General features: G+C 72.0%; 14 protein-coding genes. 13 read left to right on the forward strand and 1 reads right to left on the reverse strand.

What is annotated here, in order from left to right:
* The first annotated feature begins 8 nt into the window (after positions 1–8).
* The 7 genes from Q0817_RS06655 (at position 9) to Q0817_RS06685 (ending at position 8736) form a co-directional block, all read left to right on the forward strand.
* Entirely contained in the window at positions 9–3464 is a 3456-nt protein-coding gene (locus Q0817_RS06655; protein ID WP_298585377.1) for a pyruvate carboxylase, read from the forward strand.
* Positions 3465–3528: 64 nt separating this feature from the next.
* Positions 3529–3855: a CHY zinc finger protein gene (locus tag Q0817_RS06660; protein ID WP_298585378.1), complete on the forward strand. Its 327-nt coding sequence runs from the start codon at positions 3529–3531 to the stop codon at positions 3853–3855.
* Positions 3856–3971: 116 nt separating this feature from the next.
* Complete coding sequence (locus tag Q0817_RS06665; RefSeq protein ID WP_298585379.1) at positions 3972–4724, forward strand: energy-coupling factor ABC transporter ATP-binding protein; 753 nt, start codon at positions 3972–3974, stop codon at positions 4722–4724.
* A complete protein-coding gene (locus Q0817_RS06670) occupies positions 4721–5350 on the forward strand; it encodes an energy-coupling factor transporter transmembrane protein EcfT (protein WP_298585380.1) in 630 nt (209 codons plus the stop codon). The genes Q0817_RS06665 and Q0817_RS06670 overlap by 4 nt, the downstream gene beginning before the upstream one ends.
* Positions 5351–5502: 152 nt before the next feature.
* Positions 5503–6117 (forward strand): biotin transporter BioY, encoded by a 615-nt coding sequence (locus Q0817_RS06675; protein ID WP_298585381.1) that lies wholly within the window; start codon positions 5503–5505, stop codon positions 6115–6117.
* A gap of 53 nt (positions 6118–6170) precedes the next feature.
* Entirely contained in the window at positions 6171–7583 is a 1413-nt protein-coding gene (locus Q0817_RS06680; RefSeq protein ID WP_298585382.1) for a class I adenylate-forming enzyme family protein, read from the forward strand.
* Positions 7564–8736, forward strand: a complete 1173-nt coding sequence (locus Q0817_RS06685) for a thiolase family protein (RefSeq protein WP_298585383.1) — start codon at positions 7564–7566, stop codon at positions 8734–8736. Before Q0817_RS06680 ends, Q0817_RS06685 begins: the two co-directional genes overlap by 20 nt.
* Positions 8737–8748: 12 nt before the next feature.
* On the opposite strand, the gene Q0817_RS06690 is transcribed toward Q0817_RS06685, so the two are convergent.
* A complete protein-coding gene (locus Q0817_RS06690) occupies positions 8749–8964 on the reverse strand; it encodes a hypothetical protein (RefSeq protein WP_298585384.1) in 216 nt (71 codons plus the stop codon).
* A 114-nt stretch (positions 8965–9078) separates the two neighbouring features.
* On the opposite strand from Q0817_RS06690, the gene Q0817_RS06695 reads away from it, so the two are divergent.
* From Q0817_RS06695 to Q0817_RS06720, 6 genes are all read left to right on the forward strand, one after another.
* On the forward strand, positions 9079–9636 hold the full coding sequence (locus tag Q0817_RS06695) for a CGNR zinc finger domain-containing protein (protein WP_298585385.1): 558 nt from the start codon (positions 9079–9081) through the stop codon (positions 9634–9636).
* A gap of 140 nt (positions 9637–9776) precedes the next feature.
* Positions 9777–10967, forward strand: a complete 1191-nt coding sequence (locus Q0817_RS06700; protein ID WP_298585386.1) for a glycosyltransferase — start codon at positions 9777–9779, stop codon at positions 10965–10967.
* A 90-nt stretch (positions 10968–11057) separates the two neighbouring features.
* On the forward strand, positions 11058–12875 hold the full coding sequence (locus Q0817_RS06705; protein ID WP_298585387.1) for a hypothetical protein: 1818 nt from the start codon (positions 11058–11060) through the stop codon (positions 12873–12875).
* Positions 12876–13308: 433 nt separating this feature from the next.
* Positions 13309–13857, forward strand: coding sequence for an A24 family peptidase (locus tag Q0817_RS06710; RefSeq protein WP_298585388.1), 549 nt, complete (start codon positions 13309–13311; stop codon positions 13855–13857).
* A 245-nt stretch (positions 13858–14102) separates the two neighbouring features.
* Complete coding sequence (locus Q0817_RS06715) at positions 14103–14324, forward strand: Flp family type IVb pilin (protein ID WP_298585389.1); 222 nt, start codon at positions 14103–14105, stop codon at positions 14322–14324.
* 116 nt (positions 14325–14440) lie between these two features.
* Positions 14441–14812, forward strand: coding sequence for a TadE/TadG family type IV pilus assembly protein (locus Q0817_RS06720; RefSeq protein ID WP_298585390.1), 372 nt, complete (start codon positions 14441–14443; stop codon positions 14810–14812).
* The last annotated feature ends 15 nt before the right edge of the window (positions 14813–14827 follow it).

Raw genomic sequence — 14827 nt, forward strand, 5'->3', positions numbered from 1 at the left:
GGGTGTTGATGTTCTCCAAGATCCTGGTGGCCAATCGTGGTGAGATCGCGATCCGTGCCTTCCGTGCGGCGTACGAGCTGGGTGCGAAGACGGTGGCGGTGTTCCCGTACGAGGACCGCAACTCGATCCACCGGCAGAAGGCCGATGAGGCGTACCGGATCGGGGAGGAGGGCCACCCCGTGCGGGCCTATCTGGATGTCGAGGAGATCGTCCGGGTGGCCAAGGAGTCGAGGGCGGATGCGATCTATCCCGGCTACGGGTTCCTGTCCGAGAACCCGGATCTGGCCCGCGCCGCCGAGCGCGAGGGCATCGCGTTCGTGGGTCCGGCGGCGGGGATCCTGGAGCTGGCCGGGAACAAGGTGGAGGCGCTGAAGGCGGCGAAGCGGGCGGGGATCCCGACGCTGGACTCCTCGGAGCCGTCCTCCGACGTGGACTACCTGCTGGGGGAGGCCGAGCGGATCGGCTTCCCGGTGTTCGTGAAGGCGGTGGCCGGTGGTGGGGGCCGCGGGATGCGCCGGGTGGAGACCCCGGAGGCGCTGCCCGAGGCGCTGGCGGCGGCGATGCGCGAGGCCGACACGGCCTTCGGGGACCCGACGATGTTCGTGGAGCAGGCGGTGCTGCGCCCGCGGCACATCGAGGTGCAGATCCTGGCGGACGCGTCCGGGGAGACCGTGCACCTGTTCGAGCGCGACTGCTCTGTCCAGCGCCGGCACCAGAAGGTGATCGAGATCGCCCCGGCGCCGAACCTGGACGAGGGGATCCGGCAGGCCCTGCACCGGGATGCGGTGAAGTTCGCCAAGGAGCTCGGGTACGTCAACGCCGGCACCGTGGAGTTCCTGGTGGACACGGCCGGGGAGCGGGCGGGTCAGCACGTGTTCATCGAGATGAACCCGCGCATCCAGGTCGAGCACACGGTCACCGAGGAGATCACCGATGTGGATCTGGTCGCCTCGCAGCTGCGGATCGCGGCGGGGGAGTCCCTGGCGGACCTGGGCATCGCCCAGGAGTCGCTGACGGTCCGGGGTGCGGCGCTGCAGTGCCGGATCACCACCGAGGACCCGGCCAACGGGTTCCGCCCCGACGTCGGGAAGATCTCCGCCTACCGCTCCGCCGGCGGCGCGGGAGTGCGTCTCGACAGCGGCACCGTGTACGCGGGGGCGGAGATCTCCCCGCACTTCGATTCGATGCTGGTGAAGCTGATCTGCCGGGGCCGGGACTACGCCACGGCGGTGCACCGGTCCCAGCGGGCGCTGGCGGAGTTCCGGATCCGCGGGGTGGCCACGAACATCGGGTTCCTGCAGGCGGTGCTGGCGGATCCGCAGTTCCTGGCCGGGGAGGTCGCCACGGACTTCATCGAGTCCCGCCCGGAGCTTCTGGCCGCGAGAACGTCCGGGGACCGGGCGACGAAGGCGCTGACCTGGCTGGCCGAGGTCACGGTGAACCGGCCCAACGGGGAGCGGGTGGAGGGCATCGACCCGCGCACCAAGCTGCCGCACTACCCGGGCGACAAGCATGACGAGCCGCTGCGGTCCCCGTTCGACGGGCCCTCGGAGCACCAGCCCCCGGCGGGCTGGCGGCAGAAGCTGCAGGACCTGGGCCCGGAGGGTTTCGCCCGGGCCCTGCGGGAGCAGCAGGCGGTGGCGGTGACGTCGACGACGTTCCGTGATGCCCACCAGTCGCTGCTGGCCACGAGGGTGCGGACCCGGGACCTGCTGGCGGCGGCCCCGGCCTATGCGCACACGCTGCCGCAGCTGCTGTCGGTGGAGGCCTGGGGCGGGGCGACCTATGATGTGGCGCTGCGGTTCCTGGGGGAGGACCCGTGGGAGCGGCTGCGGCTGCTGCGCGAGGCGATGCCGAACATCCCGATCCAGATGCTGCTGCGCGGGCGCAACACCGTCGGGTACACCCCGTACCCGACCGAGGTCACGGACGCGTTCGTGGCCGAGGCGGCGGCGACCGGGGTGGACATCTTCCGGATCTTCGACGCCCTCAACGACGTGGAGCAGATGACCCCGGCCATCGAGGCCGTGCGCAAGACGGGCACCGCGGTCGCCGAGGTCGCCCTGTGCTACACGGGCGACCTCAACGACCCCGGGGAGACGCTCTACACCCTGGACTACTACCTGGACCTGGCCGCCCAGTGCGTCGACGCCGGGGCGCACGTGCTGGCGATCAAGGACATGGCCGGGCTGCTGCGGCCCATGGCGGCGGCGAAGCTGGTGACCGCCCTGCGGGAGCGCTTCGAGCTGCCCGTGCACCTGCACACCCACGACACCGCCGGCGGGCAGCTGGCCACGCTGATGGCCGCGATCGGCGCCGGGGTGGACGCGGTGGACGTGGCCGACGCCTCGATGGCCGGCACGACCTCCCAGGTGCCGGCCTCGGCGCTGGTGGCGGCGCTGGAGCACACGCCGCGGGACACCGGGATCGGGCTGGAGGCGATCTCGGCGATGGAGCCCTACTGGGAGGTCATCCGCACGATGTACTCCCCGTTCGAGTCCGGGCTCACCGCACCCACGGGCCGGGTGTACCGGCACGAGATCCCGGGGGGTCAGCTCTCGAACCTGCGCCAGCAGGCGATTGCGCTGGGGCTGGGGGAGCGGTTCGAGGCGATCGAGGACATGTACACCGCCGCCAACGCCATGCTCGGGCACCTCGTGAAGGTCACCCCGTCCTCGAAGGTCGTAGGCGACCTCGCCCTGGCCCTGGTGGGGGCCGGGGTGGACCCGGCCGAGTTCGAGGCGAACCCGCAGCGCTTCGACATCCCGGACTCGGTGATCGGCTTCCTCGCGGGCGAGCTGGGCACGCCCCCCGGTGGGTGGCCGGAGCCCTTCCGGTCCAAGGCGCTCGAGGGGCGCAACGTGCGGGTCGGGGTCACGGAGCTGAGCGAGGAGGACTCGGCGGCGTTGGCCTCCGACTCCGCCACGCGGCGGGCCACGCTCAACCGCCTGCTGTTCGCCGGTCCCACCCGCGAGTACGAGGCCGGCCGCGCCAAGTACGGGGACGTGTCCGTGCTGCACACCCGGGACTTCCTCTACGGGCTGACCCCCGAGCACGAGCACGTGATCTCCCTCGGCAAGGGGGTGCGGCTGCTGGTGACCCTGCAGGCCATCTCGGAGCCGGACGACAAGGGCATGCGCACCGTGATGCTCACCCTCAACGGCCAGCCCCGGATGATCGAGGTCCGCGACACCTCGATCGCCTCCTCGGTGCCCGAGACCGAGAAGGCCGACCCCACCGACCCCGGCCACGTGGCCGCCCCCTTCGCCGGCGCCGTGACCGTGACCGTGGCCGAGGGCGACACCGTGGAGGCCGGCGGTCAGGTCGCCACCATCGAGGCCATGAAGATGGAGGCCTCCATCACCGCCCCCACCGGCGGCACGGTCGCCCGGGTGGCCCTCACGGGGGTCACCCAGGTGACCGGCGGCGACCTCCTCCTCGCCCTCGACACCACCGAGGGCTGAGCCGATTCCGGGCCCGGGTCCTCCTCCGGGAGGGCCCGGGCCACCACTCCTGGAGAGGACAGCGATGAGGCGGGTGCTGGGCCGTCCGGTCGACGAGCAGACGCGGTGCGTGCACTACCGGACGCCGTTGGACGTGATCGCCATCAAGTTCGGGTGCTGCCAGGAGTACTATCCTTGTCATTCGTGCCATGAGGAGACCGCCGGCCATCCGGCGGTGCAGTGGCCGGTCGAGGAGTACGACGCCGAGGCCGTGCTCTGCGGGGTCTGCGGCCACGAGCTCTCCGTCCGCGAGTACCTGGCGGTGGACGGTTGTCCGCGGTGCCGCGCGCGGTTCAACCCCGGGTGCGCCCTGCACGCCCACCTGTACTTCGAGCCGGCACCTCAGGACTGAGACTTCTCGGGGCTGAGATTTCTCGGGGCTGCGCCACCGCCTCCGGGACGCTGCGGTGCCTGGCGCAGCGGTGTCCGCGTGCCGGTGAGCACGATGAGGAGAGGAAGGCTTCGACGGTGTCGATCAAGCATCCGCTGCGGGACCGGTCGCGCCGTGGCGAGCCTGCGGCGCCGCTGGGGACCGCTCCCACGGGCATCCGGCTGAGCGGTGTCACGGTCACCCGGGAGGGCCAGGACGTCCTGCAGGACGTCGATCTGTCCCTGGACGAGCAGCGCATCGCGGTGATCGGGCTCAACGGCTCGGGCAAGTCCACCCTGGTGCGCCTGCTCAACGGGCTGCTGCTGCCCACCCGGGGCGCCGTGCAGGTCGGCGGGCTGTCCACCGCGACGGACGCCAAGCGCATCCGGCGCCAGGTGGGCTTCGTGTTCCAGAACCCGGAGAACCAGATCGTGATGCCCCTGGTGGCCGAGGACCTGGCCTTCGGGGCGAAGAACCTGGGCCTGCGCGGGGCCGAGCTCACCGCGAGGGTGGACGCGGTCCTGGAGCGGCTGGGCATCTCCCACCTGCGCGAGCGGGAGTCCTACGCCCTGTCCGGGGGCGAGAAGCAGCTGGTGGCGCTGGCCTCGGTGCTGGTCATGGAGCCGTCCACGATCGTCTTCGACGAGCCGACGACCATGCTGGACCGGCGCAACCGGCGCCGGCTGCAGGCCACCATCGACGAGCTCGACCAGCGGGCGGTCGTGGTGACCCACGACCTCGATCTGATCGGCGGCTACCAGCGGGTCCTGGTGGTGCACGAGGGCCGGATCGCCTTCGACGGCGCCCCGGGGCCGGCCGTGGAGTTCTACTGCGGGATCAGCGACCGGTGACCGGTCCGCAGCGCACCGGTCCGCTGACCCGGATCCCGGCCGGGTACAAGTTCGCCTTCCTGTTCGCAGCCAGCCTCGGCATCTACGCCGTGACGCACCTGGGTGTGCAGACCGCGGTCTTCGTCCTGGCCGTGGCCGCCGCGGTGCTGACCCGCACCCCGGTCGCCCGTCTGGTGCGCATGCTGCTGGGGCTGCTCGTCATCGTCGGGATCGTCTTCCTCACGCTGGGGTTCACCACGACCTGGGAGGCCGCGGCGGTTTCGGCCCTGCGGCTGCTCAGCCTGTGCCTGTTCGCCTGGGCGGTGAGCCTGTCCACCACGTTCAGCGAGATGCTCACCCTGTTCGAGCGGCTGCTGGCCCCGACCCGGCACCTCGGGCTGAACCCGGCCCAGATGAGCCTGGCCCTGTCGATGACGATCCGGTTCATCCCGCAGATCCGCACCCAGTACCTCGAGGTCCGCGAGGCCCAGTTCGCACGCGGTCTGCACAACAGCCCCGTGGCCGTGCTGGTGCCCCTGCTCGTGCGGACCCTGGAATCGGCCCAGGAGATCGCCGCCGCCCTCGACGCCCGCTGCTACGACTCCGCGACCCCACCACGCGCCGCGCCCCGGACTACCACCGACTGACCCTGGCCCACCCCGACCCTCCCACCCTGACCGTCCTACCCCGACGGATCCAGCCCGACCGTCACCGCCCCGACCGTCACCGCCCCGACCGTTCCAGACGTCTCCGCCCCGCCTGCTCGAGCCCAGCCGCTCGTCCCCGACCGAAGGACCCCATGACCGCCATGACCTCCCGGACCACCGACAGCTCCCAGACCACCCAGAACACCGTGCTGGTGGCCGTGTTCGCCGCCCTGATCGCCGCTCTCGGGCTGGTGCCGCCGATCACGGTCGGGATCATCCCGGTGCCCATCACCCTGCAGACCCTCGGGGTGATGCTCGCCGGTGCGCTGCTCGGACCGGTGCGCGGGATGCTCTCCGTCGTCGTCCTGCAGGCCCTGGTGCTGGCCGGTCTGCCGCTGCTGGCCGGGGGCCGGGGCGGGCTCGGGGTGTTCCTGGGCCCGACCGGCGGCTACCTGGTGGGGTGGATCCCCGCGGCCCTGGTGATCGGGGCGCTGGTGCAGTACTGGGCGATCCGGCGCACCGGCCGCGCGGCCCGCTTCACCGCCGTGCTGATGAGCGTGGTCGTGGGCGGCATCGTGGTGATCTACGCCTTCGGGATCCCGTGGACGGCCGTGGTCACCGGCCTGCCGCTGTCCACCTCCGCCCTGGGCGCCCTCGTCTTCATCCCGGGTGACCTGCTCAAGGCGGTCGTGGCGACCCTGGCCGCGATCAACGTCCACCGCAGCTACCGCCGCCTCCTGGGCGGCACGCCGACCGCCGCCCGCTGACCCTCGGCAGGACCCCGTCCGGGGGCCGAGCAACCACCACCGAGGACGAGGACATGCCCTTCCTGGACCGTGTGACCCGCTGGGCCGACGAGCGCCCGCAGGAGACCGCCGTCGTCTGCGGGAACGAGCAGCTGAGCTGGGGCGGGCTGCGTGCGGAGGCCGCGGCCCTGGCGGCCTCGGGCGCGGCCACGGGCATCCTGCGGCAGGGCAACGGCACGGACTTCGCCGTCCGGTGGGCCGCGGGGGTGGCCGAGGAGCGCACGTGCGCCGTCCTGGACCCGTCCTGGCCCGGCGAGGTCGCCGCGCGGGTGCAGGACCACTGCGCGGAACGGCTCCCCGCCCGGCACGCTCCGGCACGGCTGCGCGACGGCGACCCCGCCTCGGCCTTCCTGATCGGCCTGACCTCGGGCACCACGGCCCTGCCCAAGGGCTTCACCCGCAGCCGCAGATCCTGGCGCCGCTCGTTCGCGGCCTCCGCCGAGCACTTCGGCCTGGGACCTCAGGACCGGGTGCTGGCCCCCGGGCCGCTCTCGGCGAGTCTCAACCTCTACGCCCTGTCCGAATGCCTGTACGCCGGGGCCACCTTCTGCACCCTGCCGCGCTTCGAGGTCGCCGCCGCCCACGCGGAGATCACCGCAGGCGGCGCCACCCGCCTGGTGCTCGTGCCCACGATGCTGCGGGTCCTGGCCGAGCGCGGCCTCACCACCGGGGTGGACGCCGTCGGTGTCACGGCGATCGTGTGCGCCGGGCAGAAGCTGGACCCCACCACGCTGGAGGCGGCCCGCCGCTGGGCGCCGAACGCCACGATCTGGGAGTACTACGGCGCCGCCGAGCTCGGCTTCATCGCCGCCCGGTGCCACCGCTCCGGTGAGGCCGGCGGCGAGTCCGCCGAGCAGTCCGGCACCGCGGTGGGCGCTCCGTTCCCCGGCGTGGAGCTCGCCGTCCTGGACGAGGACGGCCGTCCCGTGCCGGAGGGTGCGACCGGGACGATCGGTGTCCGCTCGGACCTGGTCTGCGACGGCTACCTCTGGGGCGACGACGGCCGGGCCTTCGGCCGGCTCGGCGGCACGGCCACCGTGCGGGACCAGGGCTTCCTCGGGAACGGGCAGCTGCACGTGCTGGGGAGGGCGGCGGAGATGATCAACACCGGCGGGCACAACGTCTACCCCCACGAGGTCGAGGCGGCCCTGGCCCAGGTGCCCGGAGTGGTCGACGTCGTCGTCGCCGGCCTTCCCGCCGGCACCCGCGGGCAGCGGATCGTGGCCGGCATCCTCCCCGCCGACCACGGCGGACCGGACCAGCTGCGCCTCCGGGCCGGCCTGGAGCACCGGCTGGCGCCGGCCAAGCGGCCGCAGCAGTACTGGGAGCTCCAGGAGCTGCCCCTCACCGACAGCGGCAAGCTCAGCCGCTCGCTGTTCCGCGACTGGATCCTTGAAGGAGATCACCGTGCCCGTCCCCTCGGCTGACCCCGCCGCTCCGGTGCTGGTGCTGGGACGCCGCACGCCCCTGGCACGCGCCGGGACCCTGCTCGACGGCGTGCCGGTCCACCGGCTCCTGGCCCCGGTGCTCCGCTGCCTCCTCGAGGACTCCGGGCTGGACCCGGGCTGCCTGGCGGACGTCGTGGTCGGCAACGCCGTGGGCGCCGGCGGCAATCTCGCTCGGCTCGCAGCCCTCGAGGCCGGTCTGCCGCTGTCCGTGCCAGGCCTCACCGTGGACCGGCAGTGCGGCTCGGGACTGGACGCCGTGGTGCTGGCCTGCCGGCTCGCCCGGGCCGGGGCCGGCCGGGCCTTCCTCGCCGGCGGGGCGGAGAGCATCAGCACCGCACCGCTGCGCGGACGACGACGGGAGGACGGTGCGGTCGAGTTCTACCGCCGCGCCCAGTTCGCTCCGGAGCACCTGGGCGACCCGGACATGGGCGAGGCCGCCGAGACGGTCGCCCGGGAGCACGGGATCGGCCGGGAACGCCATGACGCCTACGCCCTGCGCAGCCACCGGCGCGCCCTCGCGGCGGCCGGTGCGGGACGGTTCGAGGCGGAGCTGGTGCCGGTGACCGGGCCGCGCGGTGTCGTGCGGGCCGACAACGGCCCGCGGCCGACGCTGACCGCGGGGCTGCTGGCGCGCTTCCCGCCCGTCTTCGAGGCCGGCGGGACGGTCACGGCCGGCAACTCCTGTCCCGACGCCGACGGCGCGGCGGCCGTGCTCGTCACGGACCCGGCCACGGCGCGGGAGCTGGGCGTCCCAGCCGGCCTGGCCTTCCGCGGCGCGGCCACGGTCGGGGTCGACCCGGCGCGGCTGGGCATCGGCGCCGCCGTGGCGGCCCGGCAACTGCTGGACGAGCAGGATGTGGCCGTGGACCAGCTGGCGGCGGTCGAGTTCAACGAGGCCTTCGCCGGACAGGTCTTGGCCTGTGTCGACCTCCTCGGCCTCGACGAGACGGTGCTCAACGCCGAGGGCGGCGCCCTGGCCCTGGGCCACGCCTACGGCGCCTCCGGGGCGGTGTCCGTGGTGCGGCTGCTCGCCAGGTCACAGGACCTGCCCGAAGGGAGCCTGCTGCTGGCGATGATCAGCTCCGCCGGCGGCATCGGCACGGCGGCCCTGTTCGAGAAGGTCGCGCTCTGACCGGAGCGCCGCTCAGCGCGTCCGCTGCGCCGCCGGCGGCTCGGAGCTGTCCAGGGCCGGGTAGGACGGCCCGTGCTCGCCGAGCACGCTCACTCCGCGCCGCACGTTGTAGTACACGTCCCGGAGCGTCCAGCTGCGCAGATCCGCGCGCTCCCGCCGCGGGACGGACTGCCGGCCCACGGTGGCGAACACGACGAGCAGCGCCAGGAGGTAGAGTCCGCCGACCATGAGGTACTCCTTCTCGCGACCATCGTCGCGTAAGGGTCTAAACTGATGATGACACTCACGCTAGCCATGGAAGGGATAAGTAGTCAAGTGCACTTTGCCTATGACACTGAAGACGTGCTCGAGTCCGACGTGGCGCTGATGAACACCGCGCCGGGCGCCTCCCGATCCGGGGAGGACGAGCTGGTCACCACCCAGCAGCTGCGGGCGCTCCTCCAGGAGCACGGCTGGTCGGGACGCTTCGACCGCGACGAGCACGAGCTCGCCGAGGTGCGCGAGGTGCGCGACGAGCTGCGGCGGGTCTGGGCCCTGGACCGGGACGCCATGGTGGACGCGGTCAACGACGTGCTCGACACCACCGAGCTCGCCCCGCACCTGGCCCGGCACGACGGCAAGGACTGGCACCTGCACGCCTCGCCCTCGGACGCCCCCCTGGCCGCCCGCCTCCGCCTGGAGACGGCGTTCGCCCTCGTGGATGTGATCCGCGCCGACGAGACGGACCGGTTGCGGGAGTGTGGGGCCGAGGACTGCGACGGGGTGCTCCTGGACCTCTCCCGCAACCGCTCCAAGCGCTTCTGCAGCCAGCGCTGCGCCAACCGCACCAACATGAGCGCCTACCGCCGGCGCCAGGCCGGCGATCCGGACGACCGCCCGGGCTCCGGCGCCGGGGCGTGAGCCGGCCCGGCTGACCGGCGGGCGGGGCGCCGTCGTCGTCCGTCGTCCTCGCGGAGGTCGACGGCTCCGGCTCCGGTCCTCGGGCGCTGCACCCCCGGACAGCACGAGCCCTGGCGGGGGAGGAGGGGCACACTGTGGGCATGAGGATGATGCTGCTGACCTCCGGAACCCGCGGGGACGTGGAGCCCTTCGCCGCTCTGGCCCGCTGTGCGTCCAGCCGCGGGCACGAGGTCCGGCTGGGCGTGCCCGACAACTCCGGGGTGGACCTATCCGGGCTCGACACCGTCAGCCTGGAGGTGGACTTCCACCGGCTGGTCGCCGAGCACGGCATCTCGCCGTGGACGGCCGTGCGGCACTTCCGCACCGAGGTGGGCCCCGCCATGCGCCGGATGCTGGCCGCCGCCGTGCGGGAGACGCTCGTGTTCGAGCCGGACGTCGTGGTCTACCACGCCAAGGTGCTCACGGCGCCGGCGGTCGCGGACGCCCTGGGCGTCCCGCACGTGGTGGTGGAGGCCGTTCCCGTGCTCACGCCCACCCGGACGTTCCCGGCGCCCGGCGTGGTGAACCGGGACCTCGGCCGGTTCAACCGCGCCACCTACGCGGCCGCCCGGGGCGCCGGGCGGATGTTCCGCCGCGACATCGACCGGGCGTGCGCCCAGCTGCCCGGTGGCGTGCCGGTCTCCGTCTCCGCGCCGGCGGCCACCCTGCTGCCGATCAGCCCGCAGCTCCTGCCGCGCCCGGACGACTGGCCGGCCTCGGTGCACCTCACCGGGTCCTGGCACTCCGACGCCCCCGCGCCGGAGCCCGAGCCCGCCGTGCTCGAGTTCCTCCGGGGCGGGCCCTACCTGGTGGCGACCTTCGGGTCCATGGCCTCCGGGGACCCGCAGCCCCGGGGGAGAACCGTGGTGGAGAGCGCCCGTGCCCACGGTCTGCGCACGCTGCTGCTCACCGGGTGGGGCGGCCTCGCCCTGCCGGAGGACCTCCGGGGCGACGACGTGCTCGCCGTGCCGTCCCTGCCGCTCGACGCGGTGCTGCCCGGTGCCGCGCTCGCCGTCCACCACGGCGGGGCCGGGACCGTCCACACCGTGGCCCGGGCCGGTGTTCCGCACGTGGTGGTGCCGTTCCTCGCCGACCAGCCGTTCTGGGGGCGGCAGCTCCACGGGATCGGGCTCGCGGCCGCGCCGATCCCGCAGAAGAAGCTGACGGTGGAGCGGCTCACCGCGGCGATCGACGACGCCCTGGGCTGCCGTTCCGCCGCTGAGCGGGTGGGCCGGGAGGTGCGGACGGAGCGCGGACTGCAGACGGCGCTGTCCGTGCTCACGTCCTGGTGACCTCCGGAGCGCGCCGAGCAGTGTAGTTTGCGTTCGAGAACGAGTTGTCGCCAGGCGTCCGGCCCGGTGCGCCGAGGAGCAAGGACACGCATGGGCGGCGACGAGCAGGCGGAGCGAACCACCGTGGTCGAACGGCTGATCGGCGTGGCCAGCACCGACGCCCGGGACAGGGCCGAAGGGACCCAGGAACTGGAGCACGCCCTCGCGTTCCTCGGGGAGCTCGACCTCCGGACGCTGCGGGAGATCGAGCGGGAGCTCGCCCGCCCCGACAGCATGATCACCAGGCCGGTCGGAGGAGCCCGCGGTGGCCTCGCGGCCTTTCTCGGCACGCGCTACGCCGCGGCGTTCCCCGCCTCCCGCTACCGACCGAGCACACCCGTCCCGCAGATCCGGGCCCGGCTGCTGGACACGCTGGTCTTCCGGGAGATCCGGATCGCCCACGGCACCACGATGTTCGACCGGTCCGTGCGAGGAGTCCGGGACGCCCTGGGGCTGACCCCGCGCGACAGTCTCGCAGAGGCAGGTTTCCCCGAGTACGGGGCCTCGAGCGTGTTCCTGCTGCTCGACGTCGCGGCGTCCTTCGCCACCGTGCAGCTCAGCAGGACCTCCGCCCACATCACCGCGTCCATGGGCTACTCCGGCATGGACGCCTACGCGGACGCCCTCGACGCCTGCCACTTCATGACCGCCGCCTTCGCCAAGCACCTCCTGCGATCCCGGCCGAGCCCGGACAAGATCGTGGCCATGGCGGCGCGCGGGCGGTTGGACGCCTACGGGATCTCGCCCACGGAGCTCGACGGCGACCGTCTGCGGGCCGAGCTCTCGAAGCTCCGGGACCGGTTGCCGGCGCTGAGCGGTGCCTACTCCACCTGGGGGCCGACGGAGGGCGTCGTCCGCCGGCAGCCTCCGGCCACCGCCGGGCGTGAGGATGTGGTGCGGACGTCCTTCGTCGTCTCCGGACGGCCGGGTCGGCCCCGGACCGCCGGCGAGGCCGAACAGCAGCACCTGTCCCGCAGGAGCTGGGCACTGCGGCTGCAGGAGCGCAGGGCTCTGCTGGGGGCAGTCATGTCGGTCGCCGCGATCGCGGTCTTCTGGTGGTCGGCGCAGGCGGCCTCGCTGGAGCTCTCGTCCAGGCTCGTCGTGCTCGCGGCTCTGATGGGGGCCATCGCCGGCGCTGCCACGGCCGCCCTGCTCGACTCCCGGGCGCAGGCCTTCTTCCGGGCCGCCGAGGGACTCAGTATGTACACGATGCTGCAGGGCCGACGGGACGCGCAGTTCCTGCGCGCCCTGCGGACGCTGCGCCCGGACCTTTTCACCGGTGCCCGGCACGCTGGTCTTCCCCGGCTCGTCACCGTGGTGGTCGAGCGCAACGGCGTGCTGTTCCTGGGCCGTGGCGTGCGCCCCCGTGTTGTCGCGGCCTTCCACTGGTTGCACGTCCGGCGGATCACGGCCCCCGAGGACCCGCCCGGGACGCCCCGCCGGCGAGCGCACCGGGTGGCCTTCGTCGTCCGCAAGGATGGGTCCGAGGTGGTGCTCGGCTTCCCGCTCGAGCGGGCGAAGGTGGCCTGGACGCGTCGCAACTACCTCGAAGACAAGCCACTGGAGGCGGTGCTCGCGCTCGTGCAGGGCCTGCGGCACACCTGGGCGCTGCCCCCGCTCGGCGCACGCGATCACGGTGACACCGAGAACACCTCCGAGCGCCTGCGCCTGCTGAGCGGCGCCGACGAGTTGGCCGGCACCCGGTGGGAACAGGAAGCCCTCGACTGGGAGTTCGGCCCCCGCCCGCCGCTGGAGCTCGTCGGTGCCGCCGCGGCACACCGCGAACAGATCATGCTGGGGGTGGTCGTCGTGGTCATGGCGCTCGGATGCGTGCTCGTCCCGCCGCTGCTGTCCTGGATCGTCAACTGACTCGGGCGGTTTCTCCAAGAACTCCAGTTTCAGGAAACACTGCCGCCGACACTCAATCGTGCTGAGTCGTCAAGCCCGAATTCCTGCGCACGGGAAATTCGGGCGATCTCGCTCCGCGAGCTTTTCAACGTGTGGGCCGCGAATTCTGGAAATGCTGACTGACGTGCTCAAACACTGAAAAGGTTGTCTGCTCGGTTAGTCTTTGTACCGTACAGTGGCCCCGAATGGGGGACAACTATTCATCCGCGTGTCAGTCGAAGCGCCCACAAGCCGGAGGAACCCTCGCGTGGAGCCCATGTTCGGATCAGCGCTTCTTGTCTTGGTGCTGGCCGCCGGTCTCGTCGGCGCGGTCCTTGGGTGGTTCTTGCCCCGTGTCGTCCTGCGATACAGCCCTGTCACGGACGAACCCACCTCTGCGCCGTCCCATCCACTGTTGGCTGTCGCCACGGCGGCGCTCTTCGTCCTCGTGGCCGCATTCTTCGGGTTCAGCTGGCAGCTCCCCGCCTACCTTTTCTTGGCAGCGCTCGCCGTGGTGCTCTCGGTGATCGACCTGCGACACCACCTGCTTCCCAACGCCGTGGTGGTGCCGGCGCTGGGCATCGGCTTCGTGCTGCTCGCGCTCGCCGCCACAGGGGAGAACGCCTGGGGTGCGCTGCTGCGGGCTGTGCTGGGCGCTCTCGTGCTGTTCGTCCTCTATCTAGTGCTGGCCCTCATTTCGCCGGCCGGACTCGGGATGGGCGACGTGAAGCTCGCCGCCGTGCTGGGCTTGTTCCTCGGCTTCCAGGGGTGGGGAGCCCTGTTCGTCGGGGCGGTGCTGGCGTCCGTGGTCGGCATGGTGGTGGGGCTCGCCGTGCTGGCGTCCCGCCGCGGAGGCCTGCGCAGTGACGTCCCGTTCGGTCCGTCGATGCTCGCCGGCGCCCTGGTGGGCGTCGTCTGGGGGGAACTTCTGGCGCGGGAGTACCTGCTGCCGGGGCTCTACTGACACCGTTCGGGGGACAAGCGTGCCACTGCGGGGGTAGATGCAGATCGATGCAGACCGCCACTAGGCATTACGTCCGTTTTTGACGTCCCCCAAAGTGCATGCATCTGAATGCTTGTGACTTTGCTGGAGCAAAGTCTAATCTGTTTACAGGTCAGTAGCCCGGTACGGGGAGAAGCCGCAAGGCAAATACCGACAGAGCTGACGACCCTTTCCTATCACCCCCCCTTTTATCAAAGGATCCTGCCATGCTGCCTCTGCTCATCACCATCCAGAACGTCTTCTTCGACGCCGCCGACCGCCTCAAGAAGGACGAGAAGGGCGCCACCGCCGTGGAGTACGGCCTGCTCGTGGGTCTCATCGCAGTGGCGATCATCCTCGTGGTGACCACCCTCGGTGAGGACCTGGCGGGTCTGTTCACCGATGTCTCGGATGGCATCACCGGAGTTGATGCCGCGCCGGTGGAGTGATCTAGAACTGTCGATGAAGCGCCGCGGCGTCCCCCGGGGCCCGCGGCGTTTCTCGATCCAGAGCCCAGCTTCTGACGGACGTTTCACTCCTTATTCCTTCCATCAAGGACACCACCATGAGCCTGTGGCGCTCAGAGCGCGGAGCCGCTGCCGTGGAGTTTGCTCTCGTCGTACCGATCCTTCTGGCCCTGGTGCTCGGGATCATGGAATTCGGCCGAGCCTACAACGCGCAGATCAGCCTCACCCACGCAGCCCGCGAAACGGCGCGCACCATGGCGATCACCAACGTGTGGACAGATGCCGTGACCCACGGTGTGGGCGCAGCTCCCTCGCTCGATCTCGAAAGCGGCGACTTCACACCCTCACTGACGACCTGCACCCCGGGACAGCAGATCCAGGTCACGGTGACGCAGAACCTCCAGACCATCACCGGCATCGCCGACGACCTGACACTCACCGGAAAGGCGGCCATGCGATGCGGCGGCTGATCAATCGTCTTCGGA

This window comes from uncultured Kocuria sp. (assembly GCF_947500125.1).
Lineage (GTDB): Bacteria > Actinomycetota > Actinomycetes > Actinomycetales > Micrococcaceae > Kocuria.